At 42.5% G+C, this 19543-nt stretch carries 10 protein-coding genes; 9 read left to right on the forward strand and 1 reads right to left on the reverse strand.

Features of this window, described 5'->3' with window-relative positions; translation table 11 throughout:
- The first annotated feature begins 416 nt into the window (after positions 1-416).
- The 6 genes from hypB (at position 417) to A923_RS0113145 (ending at position 13908) form a co-directional block, all read left to right on the forward strand.
- The gene (hypB, locus tag A923_RS0113120; protein WP_017222129.1) at positions 417-1088 is read left to right on the forward strand and encodes a hydrogenase nickel incorporation protein HypB; all 672 of its coding nucleotides are present in this window, start codon (positions 417-419) and stop codon (positions 1086-1088) included.
- Between the two features lie 36 nt (positions 1089-1124).
- The gene (locus tag A923_RS0113125) at positions 1125-3815 is read left to right on the forward strand and encodes an FAD-dependent oxidoreductase (RefSeq protein WP_017222130.1); all 2691 of its coding nucleotides are present in this window, start codon (positions 1125-1127) and stop codon (positions 3813-3815) included.
- Between the two features lie 125 nt (positions 3816-3940).
- Complete coding sequence (locus tag A923_RS0113130; protein ID WP_017222131.1) at positions 3941-4282, forward strand: hydrogenase maturation nickel metallochaperone HypA/HybF; 342 nt, start codon at positions 3941-3943, stop codon at positions 4280-4282.
- A gap of 515 nt (positions 4283-4797) precedes the next feature.
- A complete protein-coding gene (locus tag A923_RS0113135; RefSeq protein ID WP_017222132.1) occupies positions 4798-7485 on the forward strand; it encodes an FAD-dependent oxidoreductase in 2688 nt (895 codons plus the stop codon).
- A 304-nt stretch (positions 7486-7789) separates the two neighbouring features.
- A complete protein-coding gene (gltB, locus tag A923_RS0113140) occupies positions 7790-12397 on the forward strand; it encodes a glutamate synthase large subunit (RefSeq protein ID WP_017222133.1) in 4608 nt (1535 codons plus the stop codon).
- Positions 12398-12417: 20 nt separating this feature from the next.
- On the forward strand, positions 12418-13908 hold the full coding sequence (locus tag A923_RS0113145; RefSeq protein ID WP_017222134.1) for a glutamate synthase subunit beta: 1491 nt from the start codon (positions 12418-12420) through the stop codon (positions 13906-13908).
- 404 nt (positions 13909-14312) lie between these two features.
- On the opposite strand, the gene lamB is transcribed toward A923_RS0113145, so the two are convergent.
- Positions 14313-15515 (reverse strand): maltoporin LamB, encoded by a 1203-nt coding sequence (lamB, locus tag A923_RS0113150; protein WP_017222135.1) that lies wholly within the window; start codon positions 15513-15515, stop codon positions 14313-14315.
- Between the two features lie 335 nt (positions 15516-15850).
- On the opposite strand from lamB, the gene A923_RS0113155 reads away from it, so the two are divergent.
- The 3 genes from A923_RS0113155 to treB all read left to right on the forward strand — a co-directional run bounded on the left by A923_RS0113155 (position 15851) and on the right by treB (position 19500).
- Positions 15851-16810: a glucokinase gene (locus A923_RS0113155; RefSeq protein ID WP_017222136.1), complete on the forward strand. Its 960-nt coding sequence runs from the start codon at positions 15851-15853 to the stop codon at positions 16808-16810.
- Between the two features lie 87 nt (positions 16811-16897).
- Complete coding sequence (gene treR, locus A923_RS0113160) at positions 16898-17914, forward strand: trehalose operon repressor TreR (RefSeq protein ID WP_237716218.1); 1017 nt, start codon at positions 16898-16900, stop codon at positions 17912-17914.
- A gap of 137 nt (positions 17915-18051) precedes the next feature.
- On the forward strand, positions 18052-19500 hold the full coding sequence (treB, locus tag A923_RS22260) for a PTS trehalose transporter subunit IIBC (protein ID WP_017222138.1): 1449 nt from the start codon (positions 18052-18054) through the stop codon (positions 19498-19500).
- Positions 19501-19543 lie beyond the last annotated feature (43 nt).

The raw sequence follows: 19543 nt of genomic DNA on the forward strand, positions 1-19543 counted from the left end.
TTCGTGGCCCTCAAAGATAAAAAAGTGTTAAACATCACAGTTTTATAAAACAGTATTTAAAGGTTAATTTTCATGTTCGATGAAACAGCATATTTCACATTTTCCTTACCAAATAAACGTTTTGGTAACATGGGATAGCGTATTTGTGACAAGTCGTATCATCCCATGTCTCTGTCATTATCTCCGTTCTTTCTCCTCGTTTAGGTTTCAATACATAACAATATTTTAATGTTATGTATTGATTTAAAAATTAAAAATACGATCAACTTCAAATTAATAGAGTAATTACTCCAAAGTATGACCTACGTCTTAGTAGGTAGTTTGAAGTAAGGGTAATATGGCCGCATAAAATTTTTAATTATTGATAGGGTAAGAGGAAAAACCTCCCCCGAATTTCATAACAGAGGTGAAAAATCATGAAAAACTTTAAAATTCTTGAGATTAAAGAAGGCATATTCGACAACAATAACAAGGAAGCAGACTTGTTAAGAGCTGAATTAAAACAGCAAAATAATTTGTTAATAAATCTGATGTCTTCTCCTGGTTCAGGTAAGACGACGACGCTGGTAAGCACAATTAATGCGTTAAAAGACGAAATGAAAATCGGTGTTATGGAAGCGGATATCGACTCTGATGTTGATGCTCACACTATCGCCAATACTGGCACAAAAGTAATCCAACTACATACTGGTGGCATGTGTCATCTTGATGCTGAGATGACGAAACAAGGTCTAGAGGGGTTAGGTTCAGAAGGTCTTGATTTAACCATTCTTGAAAATGTAGGTAATTTAGTGTGTCCAGCTGAGTTTGATACCGGTGCAGCAAAAAATGTCATGATTTTAAGTGTGCCAGAAGGTGATGACAAGCCACTTAAATATCCTCTAATGTTCTCTATTTGTGATGTATTACTGATTAATAAAATTGATGCCATGGGGTTCTTTGATTTTGATTTAGAAGCCGCGACAACGCGTGTAAAAAAATTAAATCCAAATATTAAAGTTTTTCCTATCTCTGCTAAAACTGGCGAAGGCGTTGAAGCTTGGACTAACTGGCTTCGTGGTGCAGTGAAAGATTGGCAAGAATCATAAAAATTATAAAAATAGAGTTTTAGCTTTGGAGGCAATGTGGAAAATAAAGATAAGGTCTTAGATCTTGCGAACAAGATCAGTCGGGTTAAGCGAGGGTCAAAAGCAGGCATTACGTTTGATGATCCTGAGTATAAAATTTATAGCCCTTGGATGTCGGAAGATGTGGCAGAGGTTACCCTTTGCTTGAAACTGCGTGAAAAAATGAGTGCTGCAGAAGTTGCTGCTGTATGCGGCAGACCTGAAAAAGAAGTGGCTGAACTGCTATGGGAATCTGCGGTGGGCGGTGCTGCCTTTGTAAACAATGTTGACGGTGTAGACAAATACTGGATCGATATCTGGGTGCCAGGCCACATGGAAATGGTTGTTAACAATAAAGAACTTATTCAAAAGTATCCTGAACTAGGTGCAGCGTTTGATGCATTCGGTAAGAAAAAAGGCCCACTATGCGCAGGTAACATCCCTGTTGGTAAAGGCCCTATGCGTGTGATCCCAATCCAAACTGCGATTGATGGTGATACGAGAACGGCTTCTTATGAAGAAGTGTCTAAATACCTTGATGATAATGAAGTGTTCTCTCTTTCTGATTGTGCTTGCCGTACCTCTCGCGAAGCCATGGATGAAGGTTGTGGTCACTTAAAAGAAGATATCTGTATTCAGATGGGACATGCTGCGGAATACTATATCCGTACCGGTCGTGGTCGCGCTATCAGCCGTGATGAAGCGATGGTCGTGATCCAAAAAGCCGAAGATAACGGCTTGATGCACAGCATTCCCAACTTAGATGGTTCGGGTAAAACCCATGCGATCTGTAACTGTTGTGGTTGTGGTTGTTTTGCGATGAGACTTGCAGAGCAGTGGCAAAACCCGGATATGGTTCGTTCGAACTACACGGTTAAAATTGACTTAGATAAATGTGTTGCTTGTGGCGAATGTGTTGAAACATGTCCGACGAATGCATTGAAGTTGGGTCAGAAATTATGCAGCAAAGTACCTGAACCAGTAATAGAGCGTGAACTTCCGCATAATACGGAATGGGGCGAAGATAAGTTCAACCCGGATTACCGTGAAAATAAACAAGTTGTAATGGAAGGCGGTACAGCACCTTGTAAAGCGGGCTGTCCGGCACATATCGGCGTGCAAGGTTATATCAAACTTGCGTCGCAAGGTAATTACGAAGAAGCACTAAAACTGATTAAAATGGAAAATCCATTCCCAGCCGTGTGCGGCCGTATCTGTCCAAAATTCTGTGAAGATGATTGTACCCGTTGTGATCTTGATGGTGCGGTTGCTGTCGATGATATTAAAAAATTCATTGCACAAAAAGAAATGGACGCGGATACACGCTATATCCCGACAATTAAATACGACTACGACCAGAAAATTGCGGTTATCGGTGGTGGTCCAGCCGGTCTTTCTTGTGCTTACTACCTCGCTGTTGAAGGCTACAAAGTAACGGTATTTGAAAAACAAACTGCACTGGGTGGTATGTTAACACTCGGTATCCCATCTTATCGATTAGAAAAAGATGTGATTAACGCAGAAATCGACGTGCTAAGAGAAATCGGCGTTGAGTTTAAAACTGGCGTTGAAATTGGTAAAGACATCACGCTTGCTGAGCTGAGAAAACAAGATTTCCAAGCATTCTACATGGCAATTGGTGCGCAAGCTGGTCGTCCGTTAGGACTTGACGGTGAAGATGCACAAGGTGTTGTTACTGGCGTTGAGTTCTTACGTCAAGTTAACCTGGGTGAAAATACTGATCTCGAAGGCAAAGTAATTGTTATCGGTGGTGGTAATGTTGCCATTGACGTAGCAAGAACCGCTACTCGAGTTGGAGCTGCACAAGTTGACATGTTCTGTCTTGAAAACCGCGAAAAAATGCCTGCACACGCAGAGGAAGTTCAAGAAGCGTTAGATGAAGATATCAACGTTAACAATTCTTGGGGTCCAAAACGTATCGTGACTGAAGACGGCAAAGTCGTTGGTGTTGAATTCAGAAAATGTCTTTCTGTCATCGATGCAAATGGCAGATTTAACCCGAGCTATGACGAAAATAATACTAAGATCGTTGATGCTGACCATGTATTGCTTTCAGTTGGCCAAGCAATTGCTTGGGGCAACATTCTTGAAAACAGTAACATCGAGTTGAATCCTAACCAAACAATCCCAGCAGACGCAGCAACTTATCAAACTGATGAGCCAGATGTATTTGCCGGCGGTGACGTGGTAACAGGCCCTCGGTTTGCCATTGATGCGATTGCAGCAGGTAAAGAAGGTGCTATTTCTATTCACCGTTATGTTCAAAATGGTCAAAGTTTGGTACTTGGTCGTATTAAACGCGATTACCGTGCGTTTGATAAAACCAACATTAATCTTGATGGATATGATAGCGCGCCTAGACAGCAAATTGCCCATGTTGACGGTAAAGCGTCGAAACAAACATTCCGCGATCTACGTGAGACATTCACAGAAGAACAAGTTCGGATAGAAACTCAGCGTTGCCTCGGTTGCGGTGTGGCTGTTGCCGACGAATTTATGTGTATCGGCTGTGGTTCTTGTACAACGAAATGTAGATTCGATGCGATCTCTCTTGTGAAAACTCACAACGCTGAAGGTTCTGACCTGAAAGAAGTGAAGAAGATCATTATCAAGCATGCGTTAAAACGTAAATTAAGAATTGCGGTAAACAAACCGATCAAAAAAATCAAATCGTTAATGAAAATATAAGACATGAAGTGATAATAATATTATAAAACAGTTATTTAAATATGTTTTGATTGATTTATAAGTACATCAAAAGGCGGGGGATATCAGTTCTTCGCCTTTTCAATTAAATTAATAAGGAGGTTGTTATGCATGAATTAGGTGTTGTCTTTGAAGTTATCAAAACCGTTAAAAACTTTGTCGATAAAAATGACTTAACAAAAGTCGATACAATCGTACTACAAATAGGTGAACTATCGTCCATGATCCCGAAATACATTCACGAGTGTTTCCCTGCCGCTATTGATGGTACAGAGTTTGAAGAGACAAAATTGGTGATTGAAATTATACCCGCTGCCGCTATCTGTAAAGGGTGTAAGCATGTTTTTAATATCATTAAGCATAAATCTCAATGTCCAGAATGTGAAAGCCTGGAGTGGGGAATGTTAACCGGTAAAGAGTTCTCGATAAAAGAAGTTATTGCTTGTTAATGCGTAACGGCAGTTGATTTATGACTGCCTTGCCTAAAAGTGAATGAATCCTCGCTGCATTAATGCCGACACGGCATATTACACTGCCAGTATGAAGAGATAATCATCTGTTTCTTTATGTCAAAATCGATCAAATTAACCACGTTTAACCTTAAATACCGTCCATCTAAATATTCAAAAATCAACATGTTGGCGCTAACTATTAATACGTAACACATTGTTTTTTTTAGCTTAGCGTGATTCAGATCTGATCATTAATACCAAAGATAAGTATAATAACCATACACTTTGTAGGTGAATTAATTTGAAAGAAAAGCCTCATTCCTATTGATACCCATGGTCATTCAAGCTGAGCGCTTAATTAGCACTCTGAATTAGCAGTCTGAATCGCTATGGGTATGAATAGGTGAAATAAGCGCCTCCTTAACTGTGTCTGATGGTTATGCTTGAAAATGCTGTTAAGTAACTAATTTAAAAAGAATAATAATTAGTATTTAAACTTTGGAGTTAATGTCATGGTAAAACAGAAAGTATTAGATTTGGCCAATTTGATCAGTAAGACGAAACGTGGTGCTAAAGATGAAATTAGGCCTGAGCATCCGGAATATAAAGTGTTAGAGCCCGTCGTCACCGATGAAATGGCTGAAGTGGCGTTGTGCCTCAAATTCCGTGAAGGGATGACGGTAGAAGAGGTTGTTCCTCTGTGTGGTAAATCGCCAGAAAGAACCAAAGAACTATTGTGGGAACTGGCTATGGTCGGAGCCACTGTGATGGGTGAACAAGAGGGTGTCGACAAATTTTGGTACGAGATCTGGGTTCCCGGCCACATGGAGTTACTGGTCAATCATAAAGAGAATGCGCTTAAATATCCGCAACTGGGTAAAGCATTTGATGATTATGGCAGAAAAAAAGGTCCGCTTGCGGTGGGTAACTTCCCGATAGGCACAGGTCCTATGCGAGTAATACCAATCGAATCTGCAATTTCGGGTGAATCTAGACGTGTATCGAATGATGAAATTTCTAAATACTTAAATGATAACGATCGATTCTCGGTATCTGATTGTTCTTGCCGTGCAGCCCGAGAAGCGCTAAATGAAGGTTGTGGTCACCTTAAAGAAGATATGTGTATTCAATTAGGCCATGCAGCGGAATATTATATTCGTACTGGTCGTGGTCGAGAAATCAACCGTGAAGAAGCATTTGAAATTATTCAAAAAGCCGAAGACAACGGTTTAATGCATAACATGCCGAATGTTGACGGACCTGGACACACTCACGCGATCTGCAATTGTTGCGGTTGTGGCTGCCTGGCTTTAAGAAACGCCAATATGTTAACCAACCACGATTTTGTGCGTTCTAACTATACCGTGAAAATCGATGAAGATAAGTGTGTTGCTTGTGGTGAATGTGTTGAAGTGTGTCCAACTAACGCATTGAAACTAGGGCAAAAGCTGTGTAAAAACACACCTATCTCTAAGGTTAATCGTGATCTTCCTTTTAATACAGAATGGACGCCAGATCGATGGAATGAAGATTACCGTATCAACAGAGAAGTTGTTATGAAAGAGGGGACTGCACCTTGTAAAGCGGGCTGCCCAGCGCATATCGGTGTGCAAGGTTATATCAAGTTGGCGTCGCAAGGTAAATATGCTGAAGCACTAAAACTGATTAAGTTAGAGAATCCATTCCCTGCAGTATGCGGACGTATTTGTCCAAAATTCTGTGAAGATGATTGTACCCGTTGTGATATAGATGGTGCGGTTGCTGTTGATGATATCAAGAAATTCATTGCACAGCAGGATATGAATGCAGAAACGCGCTATGTGCCAACGATTAAAAATGATTACGATAAAAAAATTGCCGTTATCGGTGCAGGTCCTGCGGGTTTATCTTGTGCATATTACTTGGCTATACAAGGTTACAAAGTCACTGTGTTTGAAAAACAAAAAGTATTGGGCGGTATGTTAACACTGGGTATTCCTTCTTACCGCCTTGAAAAAGATGTTATCAACGCCGAAATCGATGTATTGAAAGACATGGGTGTTGAATTTAAAACGGGCGTTGAAATAGGTAAAGATGTCAGCCTTAGTGATCTTAGAACACAGGATTACAAAGCATTCTATATGGCTATCGGTGCTCAGGCTGGTCGTTCGCTTGGACTTGAAGGTGAAGATGCTAAAGGTGTTATTACCGGTGTTGAATTTTTACGTCATGTTAATTTAGGCGAGCATTCGAAATTTTCAGGTAACGTGATTGTCATCGGTGGTGGTAATGTTGCTATTGATGTAGCAAGAACCGCAACCCGAGTTGGCGCTGCACAAGTGGATATGTATTGCCTTGAAAGTCGTAAAAAAATGCCTGCACACGCAGAGGAAGTTGAAGAAGCGTTAGATGAAGATATAAACATTAATAATTCTTGGGGGCCAAAACGCATCGTCGCTGAAAATGGTAAAGTCGTGGGTGTAGAATTCAGGAAATGTATTGCTGTATTTGACGCAGATGGCAAATTTAACCCGAGCTATGACGAGAACGATACTAAGATTGTTCTTGCTGACCATGTATTACTTTCAGTGGGCCAAGCGATGGATTGGGGTAGTATTCTTGCAGACAGCAACGTTGTATTGAATCCTAACCAGACTATTCAAGCTGATGCTGATACTTTCCAGACGGGTGAACCGGATATTTTTGCTGGTGGTGACGCATTAACAGGTCCTCGTTTTGCCATTGACGCGATTGCGCACGGTAAAGAAGGGTCTATTTCTATTCATCGTTTTGTTCAACGTGGTCAAAGTTTGGTGCTAGGCCGACTAAAACGTGATTACCGTGCATTTGATAAAGCCAATGTTAATCTTGCTGGTTATGATACTGCACCAAGACAACAAACGGAGCATGTCGATGGTAAAAAATCAAAACAAACCTTTAAGGATCTTCGTGAAACATTTACCGAAGAACAAGTTAAGAAAGAGTCGGAACGTTGCCTAGGTTGTGGTGTAGTCATTGCCGATGAATACACGTGTATTGGTTGTGGTGCCTGTACTACCAAGTGTAAATTTGATGCAATAACCCTAATCAGAACCTACGATGCTGATGCGGTAGAGTTTAAAGATCTGAGATCTACTGTCATTAAACACGCGCTAAAACGTAAGGTGCGAGTTGCGGTCAATAAACCAATTAAAAAGATTAAAGCAATTTTTTCCAACTAAGCCGTAAAGTCGATACTATAAAAAAATATGGTATAAAAGGGCTGGGAATATAAATTCTCAGCCTCTTTTTTACCATTATCACTGATACCTATAAAGAGGTGATTGAAAGAGGTTGTGGACAGACTCTTTACAGAGCGGTATCTTATCTAATACAAAGAAATCACAAAATAAGTGATAAAAGGATGAAGCCAAGGTTTTTAACCACAGGCTTTACAAGAATGACAGACGACTTAATAACCGGGTGATTGTTCGAAAAAATACCCTGCTTATAATTTTGGGTAAGAATTTAAAGGGAAGTTTATATATGATGAGCAGAAATACTAAGCATCACGGTCTCTATCGTTCAGAGTTTGAACACGATAGCTGTGGTATCGGCTTTGTTACCAATCTAAAAGGTAAAAAGTCGCACGATATTATTCAGAATGCACTTACTATGCTGGAATGCATGGAACACCGAGGCGGTACTGGCTTTGATGTTAAAAGTGGTGATGGTGCAGGAATATTGATCCAGATCCCGCATGATTTTTTCAAAGCAGAAGCCAGTGAACTTGGTTTCCAGTTACCTCCTGAAGGCGAATACGGCGTTGGGATGATCTTTTTCCCTAACGATCCCGAGCAAGCGGAGAAAAGCCGTGAGGTTTTTAATGCTGCTATTGAAGAACTGGGTTTAAGCATACTGGCTTATCGTTCGGTACCAACGGATAATTCGATGTTGGGGGTAGCCTCGTTTGACTCTGAGCCTCAGATTGAACAGGTATTTATCCAAAAACCGACTGATCTTACCCAGCAGGTTTTTGAACGTAAGTTATTTGTGTTACGTAAATACACGTCACACAAGCTTAACAGAACCATCGCTAAAGAAACCGATGAGTTTTATATCGCTTCTATGTCCTCGCGTACCATAGTGTATAAAGGGCAATTCACCACCGCGCAGGTGAAACAATACTACCTCGATTTGCAAAATGAACGCGTGACGACTGGTCTCGCCATGTTCCACTCTCGCTTTTCAACCAATACATTCCCGGCATGGCGTCGAGCACAACCGTTCCGCTATTTATCTCACAACGGTGAAATTAATACCGTTCAGGGCAATGTCAATTGGATGAACGCGCGCGAAGCGATGTTTAAATCGATAAACTTCAGTGACGCCGAACTGAAAATGATCAACCCGGTATGTAACCGTGGTAATTCAGATTCTGCAAACCTTGATATGGCGATTGAGCTGCTTGTGCTCAGCGGACGTCCACTGGCTCAGGTCATGATGATGATGGTGCCGGAAGCATGGCAATCTCAGGAAGACATGGATCCGGTTAAGCGTGCTTTTTATGAGTATTACGCCTGCATCATGGAACCATGGGATGGCCCGGCTTCTATTTCGTTCACCGATGGCAAAATGATTGGCGCCACACTCGACCGTAACGGTTTACGTCCTTCGCGTTACTTGCTCACCAATGATGGCACGTTGATCATGGGTTCTGAAACGGGCACCATCTGTATCGATCAATCGACAGTCGTAGAAAAAGGTCGCTTGCAACCGGGCAAGATATTTATTGCCGATTTGGAACAAGGCCGCATTATCAGTGATGATGAGGTTAAAAATGGTATTTGCTCTGCACAACCGTATGAACGATGGCTGAGCGAAAACAAAATACTGTTGAACGAACTGCCAACGCCAGCTGCATCTGTCACTCAAGCTGAGTTGCCAAACCTGAGAAAAATTCAAAAAGCGTTTGGCTACAGCAGTGAAGATCTTAACCTGATTTTGGCGCAAATGGTCGACAGCAGCAAAGAGCCGCTTGGTGCTATGGGTACAGATACACCGTTAGCGGTACTTTCCGATCGCCCGCAGCAGCTATCTCACTATTTTAAACAGTTGTTTGCTCAGGTAACTAATCCGCCGATAGATCCGATCCGAGAAGAGTTGGTGATGTCTTTGCGTGGTTATGTCGGCAACTCGCACAACTTATTGACAGAGACGCCTGCGCATTGTCACAAGATTGAAATTGACCAGCCAGTGCTGACCAATGAAGAATTTAAAAAACTGCAGCAAATTGACCATAATCATCTGCAGTCTAAAACGATTGATATTACCTTTAGAGCGACAGGCAAAGAAGGGGCACTGAAGGCCGCACTTGATCGTATCTGTTTGTATGCCAAAGATGCGGTTAACAATGGTTATGCGTTGTTGCTATTGAGTGACCGTAATATCGACACCGATCATGCGGCGATACCGTCGGTACTGGCGACTGCAGCGATCCATCATTATTTGATCCGCGAAGGTTTACGTGCCAAAGCCGATCTTATCCTCGAAGTTGCCGATATTCGTGAAACGCATCACTTTGCTACTGTGTTAGGTTTTGGCGCTGCAGCGGTTAACCCTTATTTGGCGCTTGAAAGTTTGTATAGTTTGCGTGATGACGGCGTTATTAATCCTAAATTCAGTAATGACGTTGTTGTTGCTAAGTATATCAAAGCCGTTGGTAGTGGTTTGTTGAAGATCTTCTCGAAAATGGGGATTTCAACATTACAGTCTTACCAGGGTGCTCAGATATTTGAAGCGCTGGGTATTAACAGTGATGTTATTGATAATTACTTCACCGGTACGGTAAGCCGCATCGAAGGTATTGGCCTAGATCAAATCGCAACAGAGGCGTTAATGCGCCACCGTGACGGTTTCTTGCCTGAAGACCGTATTGCCGCTGATGATCTGTTGAAGACTGGTGGCGAATACGCTTGGCGTCATGATGGGGAAAAACATCTGTTTAACCCAACTACTATTCGCTTGCTGCAGCATTCTACAGCGAGTAACAATACTGAACAGTTTAAAGAATATGCGAAAGTCGTTGATACACAGAGTAAAGATGCCTTTACTTTACGTGGTTTACTCGAATTTAGTGCGGACCATAAATCTATCCCATTAGATGAAGTGGAGCCGATCGAAAATATTTTCAAACGTTTTGCTTCTGGTGCTATGTCCTTTGGTTCTATTTCTTGGGAAGCGCACACTACGCTCGCCATTGCTATGAATCGTATTGGCGGTAGAAGTAACAGTGGTGAGGGCGGTGAAGATCCGATTCGCTTTAAGCCGATGGAAAATGGCGATTCGATGAAGTCGCGGATCAAACAGGTTGCTTCTGGTCGTTTTGGGGTAACCAGTCATTACCTGACGAATGCAGACGAATTACAAATTAAAATGGCGCAAGGTGCCAAGCCGGGCGAGGGTGGCCAATTACCTGGACATAAGGTTGATGCCTGGATTGGTCGTACACGTGGCTCTACGCCTGGTGTAGGACTCATTTCACCGCCGCCGCATCATGACATCTATTCTATCGAAGATTTGTCACAGCTCATATTTGACCTTAAAAACGCTAACCGTGAAGCGCGGGTAAATGTGAAACTGGTATCTGAAGCGGGTGTTGGTACTATCGCATCGGGTGTGTGTAAAGGTTATGCCGACGTGGTTCTGATTGCTGGCCATGATGGCGGTACCGGTGCTTCACCTCTGAGCTCGATCAAGCATGCGGGTCTGCCTTGGGAACTTGGCCTCGCTGAAACCCATCAAACACTGGTGCGTAATCATTTACGTAGCCGTATTACGGTGCAAACCGATGGGCAGTTAAAAACACCACGCGATCTGGCGATAGCGACCTTGTTGGGTGCGGAAGAATACGGTATGGCGACAACTGCGTTAGTAGTTGAAGGCTGTATCATGATGCGTAAATGCCACTTAAATACTTGTCCTGTCGGCATCGCGACACAAGACCGAGAGTTGCGTGGTCGTTTTAGTGGTCAGGCTGATATTTTGGTTAACTTCTTTACCATGATGGCAGAAGGTTTACGCGAAATCATGGCTGAGCTAGGCTTTAAAACTATTAATGACATGGTTGGACAAACCCAGTACTTGAGAACGCGTACCGATGTCGATCATTGGAAATACAAGGGTGTTGATCTCTCGCCGTTGTTGCACAAAGAACAATGTGCAGCCGACGAAACGCTATACTGCTCTAAAGAACAGAAACACCTGATTGACGATATTATTGACCGTCGCATGATGGAAGACGCCAAGGATGCACTGGAAAATCAAACGTCAGTTAATCTTGAGTACGATGTAGTGAATACCGATCGTACTATTGGTGCCATGCTGTCTAACGAGATCTCGAAGAAATATGAGGCTGACGGTCTGCCGGAAAATACCATCAAGGTTAAGTTTAACGGTTCGGCAGGTCAGAGTTTTGGTTGCTTCTCAGCTAAGGGCCTTCGCTTTGAGCTTGAGGGCGATGCGAATGACTATTTTGGTAAGGGATTATCCGGTGCCAATTTGGTTGTTTACCCACCTAAAGTGGCCACTTTTGAAGCCAGTAAAAATATCGTCATTGGTAACGTTGCCTTGTTTGGTGCTACTTCAGGTAAAGCCTTTATTCGCGGTATTGCGGGTGAACGTTTCTGCGTCCGTAACTCAGGTGCTACCACGGTTGTTGAAGGTGTGGGTGATCACGGTTGTGAATATATGACGGGTGGTAAGGCTGTTATTCTTGGTCAGACCGGGCGTAATTTCGCTGCGGGTATGTCAGGTGGTATTGCTTATGTCCTAGATGACAACAATGATTTAGCCAGCAAATGCAACATGGAAATGGTGCAGCTTGAGATGCTTGAAAACGTTAATGATATTGCTGAACTAAAAGCCCTCATTACCGAGCACAAAGACAATACTCAATCGGATGTGGCAGAAGCCTTGCTCGCCGACTGGGACAGTGCCGTTAAACGTTTTGTAAAAGTCATGCCTGTTGATTTCAAAAAAATGCAACAGTATATGGACCAAGCACGTAGCACGGGTAAATTTGAAACTGAATATGATGTGGCAGTCGAAGCATTCGACATGCATCTTGCAAATCTGGCAGCTCAAAGCGCCTGAGCTGAATAGGAGACAATATTATGGGAAATCCAACCGGATTTATGAAAGTAGCAAGAGCCTTACCAGAAGATCGCGATCCGAAGACGCGTTTGATTGACTGGCAAGAAGTCCACCATCATATGGAAACAGCTGATATCGAAAAACAGGCATCACGCTGCATGGATTGTGGTGTACCGTTTTGTCAATCGGCAGTATCACAATACGCCCCAGCGGTTGCTGGTTGCCCGGTTAACAATATCATTCCTGAGTGGAATGATCTGATCTATCACGGCCGTTGGAAAGAAGCGGTGCAGTTGCTGCACAAAACCAATAACTTTCCAGAGTTTACAGGTCGTGTTTGTCCGGCTCCTTGTGAAGGAGCTTGTGTACTGGGGATCAATGCTGAACCCGTCACAATTAAACTTCACGAGTATGCGATTATCGAAAAAGCCTTCAAAGAGGGCTGGGTTGTCGCTAACATTCCAAGCAAGCGTACGGGTAAAACGGTTGCGGTTATCGGTTCTGGCCCTGCTGGCATGGCTGCGGCTGCGCAGCTTAATTCCGCAGGCCATAGGGTGACTGTCTATGAACGCGCCGACCGTATCGGTGGTTTGTTGATGTACGGTATTCCTAATATGAAACTGCAAAAGGAGATCGTTCAGCGTCGTGTGGATCTACTTGCTGAAGAAGGTATTGTGTTTGTAACTAATACTGAAGTGGGTAAAGATATTTCTGCAAAGCAGCTTGAACAGGATTTTGATGCGGTGGTGCTGTGCGTCGGTGCTACGGTCCCTCGCGACCTGATGGTTGAAGAAGGTCGTGAACTTAATGGTATCCACTTTGCCATGGACTTTCTAAAAGCGAATACCAAGAGCTTGTTAGACAGTGATCACGCAGATGGCAACTACATTAATGCTAAAGGTAAAAATGTGGTTATTATCGGTGGTGGTGATACCGGTACTGACTGTGTAGGCACATCGTTACGCCATCAGTGTGAAAGTGTTGCTCAGTTAGAGATCATGCCGCAACCGCCGGCATCACGACAGGACAATAATCCTTGGCCAGAGTGGCCGAAGCAACTTTTGGTTGATTACGGTCAAGCAGAATCGATAGCGGTGCAAGGACAGGATCCACGCCAATACCTGGTGATGACCACTAAAATTGAAGGCGATGACAACGGCAATGTTAAAGCCGTTCATACGGTGAATGTTGAGTGGCAACGTCAGCCTAATGGCGCAATGGTGCCGAATAAGATCCCTGGTAGTGAGAAAGTACTGCCTGCCGATATAGTCTTGTTAGCAATGGGCTTTATGGGACCAGAAGGTGGCTTGATTGAGCAGTTTAATCTTGAAAAAGATGGGCGTTCTAACATCAAGGCCGAGTACGACAAGTTTGCGACAAGCAAGCCGGGCGTATTCGCCGCCGGAGACGGACGTCGTGGTCAAAGCCTGATTGTTTGGGCTATTGACGAAGGCCGTCGTGCTGCCCGCGAAGTAGATGCTTACTTGATGGGAAAAAGTTACTTACCTTAACGCTCGTTGAAATATAAAAAAAGGCGAATCATTTATGATTCGCCTTTTTTATGTAAGTATTTTAATTTCAATCGTGTGAAGATGATAGTGAGATGTTGCCTCCTAAATATCCTTTGCCTTCTACGCTTAGCAAGTTGAACACTAGCTGAACCAAAACCAAAACCAAAACCAAAACCAGCGGCGAGGACTTTGATCAGCACTTCACCATTATCTATTTCTGGGTTCGGTACATCTTTGCAGACTAGTTTTTCATCACCACGGTTATCGGTTGTGACGATAGCCTTGTTTAATCATTTCTTGTTTATTGGTATTCTTTATATTTTTATCTAAGCTGTTTGATATACAGATAATGAATAGGGAGAATAAGCGCCTATTCATTATCTGTAAGTTAACTTAGTTTAATTTTACCACCATGCTTCAGCTTGCATACCAACACTTAGTTCGCTATTTTCGTGTGGTGCGAAGGCATTGTCATTTTTGGCGTCGTTTAGGTAGGTAGCGAAAACGCGGATTTCAGGGCGTGACCAGAAACCGGATCTTGGTGCCCATGCTTGCGCAATGGTAAATTTACTACCGGCACTATCAATATCATTGATTGTTTCTGTAAAACCACCGACCTCTACGATAGTACGCATCAGATCATTCCATTTGTACATTGGACGAATGACGACACTTAATGTCGAATCATCTGTGTCGGTACCGTCAACGTTAGTCGCTGCAGCGTAACGAATTGAGTGACCAAATTCGATGTTATCACCGACAGAGAGTACACCCCAGTTAATAACTCGGAAGCCTTCTGCATCGTTATTCGCCGCGTCACGCACTAAGCCGTTACCATGGCCGTACGTAGTCATCTGCTCAGCATAACCGGAATTGGCTACTTGCAAGATGGTTTTATTGAAGCCAGTATTTAAATTTTGTGTCAGGCTTGCGGTCAGCATTACGCTATCATCAGCGTCAAGTGATTGCTCTGCTCTCTCATGGCCATAGTGGTAGTCAACACCAACTTCTAAATCAGCCTTGTTCCATAGCGGAATACCTGCATAACGGATATCGACGATGACGGCTGTGGTTTCTTTACCATCCTCAATATCATTGGCAACAGTATCTTGAATTAAGGCAAATGATAATTTACCTGGACCTAGATTGATGTGCTCAATACCGCCACCGATACCGCTTACATCCCAGTAATAGTTATCAACAATATGCACGTCATGACGTTGGTAATAACGGTCACCAGCCCAAAGTGTAATGTCTTTATCAGCAAATAGGCCATTTGCTTGCACATTCAACTGCACCACATCTACGTTTCTGTCAGTCGAGTTTTCGTCCTGTCCTTCCCAGTAAGCCAGCATTGAATCAACAACAAATGAGACGTCATCCTCAGCGTAAACTTCTTTCTTAAGGCCGAACTCACCGTACAGGTCATTTTCATTACCTAAACGACCGACTTTGTTGACTTCCCATTTATTGTTAGCACCGCTTTCAGTGCTTAAACCAACACCGCCACGCATGTAACCGTAAAATTCGACGGGCGAATCTTCTGCTATTGTATTCGATGATAATAGTGCACCCAAAATGGCGCAGGCAAGAGGTAGTAGTTTCATTGTTTCATCCTTGTTGTGTTAACGTTTAATTATTTAAGCTCTTTATTATTAAAATTAGAATGAGCCTTGGGACCGCTCCCAATTCGTGTATGGTGCAGTGATAATTAATCGGATGAAAGTCATAAACATTAATATTGTGATCAAGATAACTATAAAGACTTATGTTATAGTTATTTTTTAGGGAGCGCTCCCATTATTATTGTGTTGGTTAATATCATGAGTAGTATTAGCTAACAGAATGGGTAATGTTGGCTAACGCATGAGTAGTATTGGCCTGAACCAAGTTCACATATTTAATGCATTTGGTATGACTGTAAATTATTTAAGGAGAGAAAATGTTATCTGTTGTTGCTGATGTTGGTGGTACAAATATCCGACTTGCTGTTTGTGACCTTGAAACTGGGGCATTGAGTGAATTAAAGGAATTTGCTTGTGCAGAATTCGTAACCCTAGAGGCTGCACTTGCTCAATACTTTGCTGCATTGTCGGGTGAAATAACACACCTTTGTGTTGGTATTGCTTGTCCTGTTGAAAATGATCATGTTGTGATGACTAATTTAAACTGGGAGTTCTCTAAACAAGCGCTTCAAGATAAATTAAAATTAGCATCGTTACATATCATTAATGACTACACTGCAATTTCATTAGCTGTGCCGTTTCTTTCTGCGGAAGAGAAAATACAAATTGGTGCTGGTGAATGTCAAACGGATGGGGTAACCGCAGTTTTTGGTCCTGGTACGGGACTTGGCGTGTCACACATTGTTAAAGCGGCGGGTAAGTGGATAAGTTTAGATGGCGAAGGTGGGCATGTCAGTTTCACACCTAATACACCAGAGCAGGCTGATATTTTATGCTTGTTACAAACACAGTTTGGCCACGTTTCTGCAGAGCGTATTTTGTCCGGGCAAGGTTTAGTTAATCTATACAAATGTCTGTGTACTTTATCTGAGCAGGAGGCTAAATTTGATCAACCTAAAGATGTCACTAAAGCTGCATTAGATGGCAGTTGTGATATCGCGCGCAAGAGCCTAGCGGTATTCTGCCAAGTAATGGGAGGTTTTGCTGGTAACCTTGCGTTAAATCTTGCTTGTACTGGTGGTATTTATATCGCTGGTGGTATCGTGCCACGCTTTGTAGATTTCTTCCAAGCGAGTGAGTTCAGACGTTGCTTTGAAGAGAAAGGGCGTTTTAAGGATTATCTTACAGCAATTCCAACATTTTTAATCACGCATGATAACCCTGGGTTATTGGGTGCAAGTGTTTATTTACGTCAAGAGTTAACGTCTATTAACTAACCTTGTGGTTAATAAAAGCCCTTAATCATTGCAAAGTGAAAGGGCTTTTTTTATTTGTGTGACTTGTCCTAAATAGTAGTAGTGAAAATGATTGAAATCCGGCCACGAATAGCGATAATAAAGGAGTATTCATTAGCTAGGCCGAATAAATTGATAGCAAAAAAACTCACCATTCTTGATATTGCAAAGTTAGCCGGGGTTGGAAAATCGACAGTTTCCCGTGTATTAACGAATGATCCTAAAGTAAAGGACAGTACCAGAGTAAAAGTTGAGCGGGTTATTCAAGAGTCTGGGTTTGTACCGTCCAAATCGGCTCAGATTCTGGGAGGAGGGAGTGCCAAGGTTATCGGTATTATTTTATCTCGACTAGACTCAGCATCAGAGAACAAAGTTGTGAGCGGTATTTTAGACGTTATTTACGCTGCTGGTTATGATGCTTTGATCATGGAAGGCCAGTTTGACGTCGAAAAAACCAATGAACATTTAGCTGTTTTGAAGAAAAGAGATGTAGATGGTGTGATCTTATTTGGTTTTACTGGATATGATTTATCTGCAGTTGAAAAGTTAGCGCATAGAGCGGTTGTTATTGCGGTTGATAGTGAAAGTGTTTCATCTGTTGGTTATGATAATTATGGCGTTATTGAAAAGGCAATGGCTCACATTCAAGAACAAGGAAAACAGCATATTAGCTATATTGGTGTTGATGTTAAGGATAAAACGACGGGGTTAATGCGTCTTAATGCTTATTTGGATTATTGTAAATCAGCGAATATAAAACCTAATTTTCAAACTGGGCAGCTTAGTTATAAAAGCGCTTATGAGCTGACAGATCTGGTACTGACGCCAGAAACCCAAGCGATTGTTTGTGCTAGTGATACTTTGGCTATGGGCGTGGCTAAACGTCTGCAGGTACTGGAACGCAATGATATATTGGTTTCTGGGGTAGGCGCGACAGAACTGTTAGTATTTGTTTTTCCTAATACATTCAGTATCGATCCCGGCTATTATTCGGCGGGTAAGACCTCTGCTAACTTGCTGATAAAACAGCTTCAAGGGCAGCGTGAAGTTACTCACTTAACCCAGGAAACGTTCATAGCACATTAACGTCCCCTGAAGATATTTTGTGATTCCCACCTCAAAATGGGAGCGCTCCCGTTTACGCTGAGCTACGGTTGCGTTATGCTTCTCGTTATTGGGAGCGGTCCCATTTAATTAACTCTAACAACAAAAGGGATAGTGAAATGAGTAAAATTGATCAGAAACAAGTTGAGCGCTTGATAGACCTTATCGGAGGACAAGACAATATAGCAAGTGTCAGTCACTGTTTAACACGCTTACGTTTCGCCTTAGTAGATCCTGAATTAGCAAATATTAAAGACATTGAAAAAATTCCAATGGTAAAAGGCTGCTTTACTAATGCGGGGCAGTTTCAGGTCGTTATTGGCATTGAAGTTGATGATGTTTATAAAGTATTAACGAAGATAACCGGTGCTAAAGGCGCTGATAAAGAAGCGACAAAAGTGGCTGCACGACAAAATATGAATCTGCTCGAGCGAGGGATCTCTCATATGGCAGAAATTTTTGTCCCTCTTTTACCAGCAATTATTACCGGTGGTTTAATTCTTGGTTTCCGCAACGTGATCGGTGACATCCGCATGTTCGATGGTAAAACCTTGGTTGAGATTAGCCAGTTCTGGGCTACCGTTCACTCATTTCTTTGGTTACTGGGTGAAGCGATTTTCCACTTCCTACCAGTTGCAGTTTGTTGGGCTACGGTGAAGAAACTCGGGGGCACACCCGTTCTCGGCATTGTATTAGGTATTACCTTAGTTTCGCCACAATTGATGAATGCATATGGCATCGGCTCACAAGTTCCTGATGTTTGGGATTTTGGTTTTTTCGTGATGGAAAAAGTCGGCTATCAAGCGCAAGTGATCCCAGCAATTTTAGCTGGTGTGGTATTGGCGATGATTGAAACAAATCTTAAGAAAATTGTTCCTGCGTACTTATATTTAGTGATTGTACCTTTTGTATCATTGCTTGTTGCCGTTGTTTTAGCGCATTCGATTATCGGTCCAATTGGACGTGACATTGGCAATGCTGTTGGTTATGCCGCCAAAGTTGCAATGACGGGTGATTTTGCCATTTTAGGTTCGATGATCTTTGGTTTCTTTTATGCCCCATTGGTTATTACCGGTATTCACCACACGACTAATGCGGTCGATTTACAGTTAATGCAAGATATGGGCGGGACGCCAATCTGGCCAATCATTGCTTTATCTAACATCGCACAGGCTGCTGCGGTTACAGGTATCATCTGGATTAGTAAGAAAAATAACGAGCGTGAAATCTCAGTACCTGCTGCAATCTCTGCATACTTAGGTGTTACTGAACCTGCAATGTACGGCATTAACTTGAAGTATAAATTCCCAATGTTATGCGCAATGATCGGTGCTTCTGCCGCTGCTGGTATTTGTGGTGTGGCTGGCGTTATGTCAAATGGTATCGGTGTAGGTGGTTTACCTGGCATCTTATCAATCAAGCCAGAATTTTGGTCTGTTTACGCGTTAGCGATGGTAGTTGCTATCGTTGTGCCAATTGCATTAACAGTAATGCTTTACAAACGAGCTGAGAAAAAAGGCGAGATTGACAGTGAAGGATTAGTTAAAGAAGAGGCTATCGCTAACTAATCTATAACTGTTAATAATACTACAGTTGGGCAGCGCTGCTTGC

The sequence above is a fragment of the Moritella dasanensis ArB 0140 genome (assembly GCF_000276805.1).
Taxonomy (GTDB): domain Bacteria; phylum Pseudomonadota; class Gammaproteobacteria; order Enterobacterales; family Moritellaceae; genus Moritella; species Moritella dasanensis.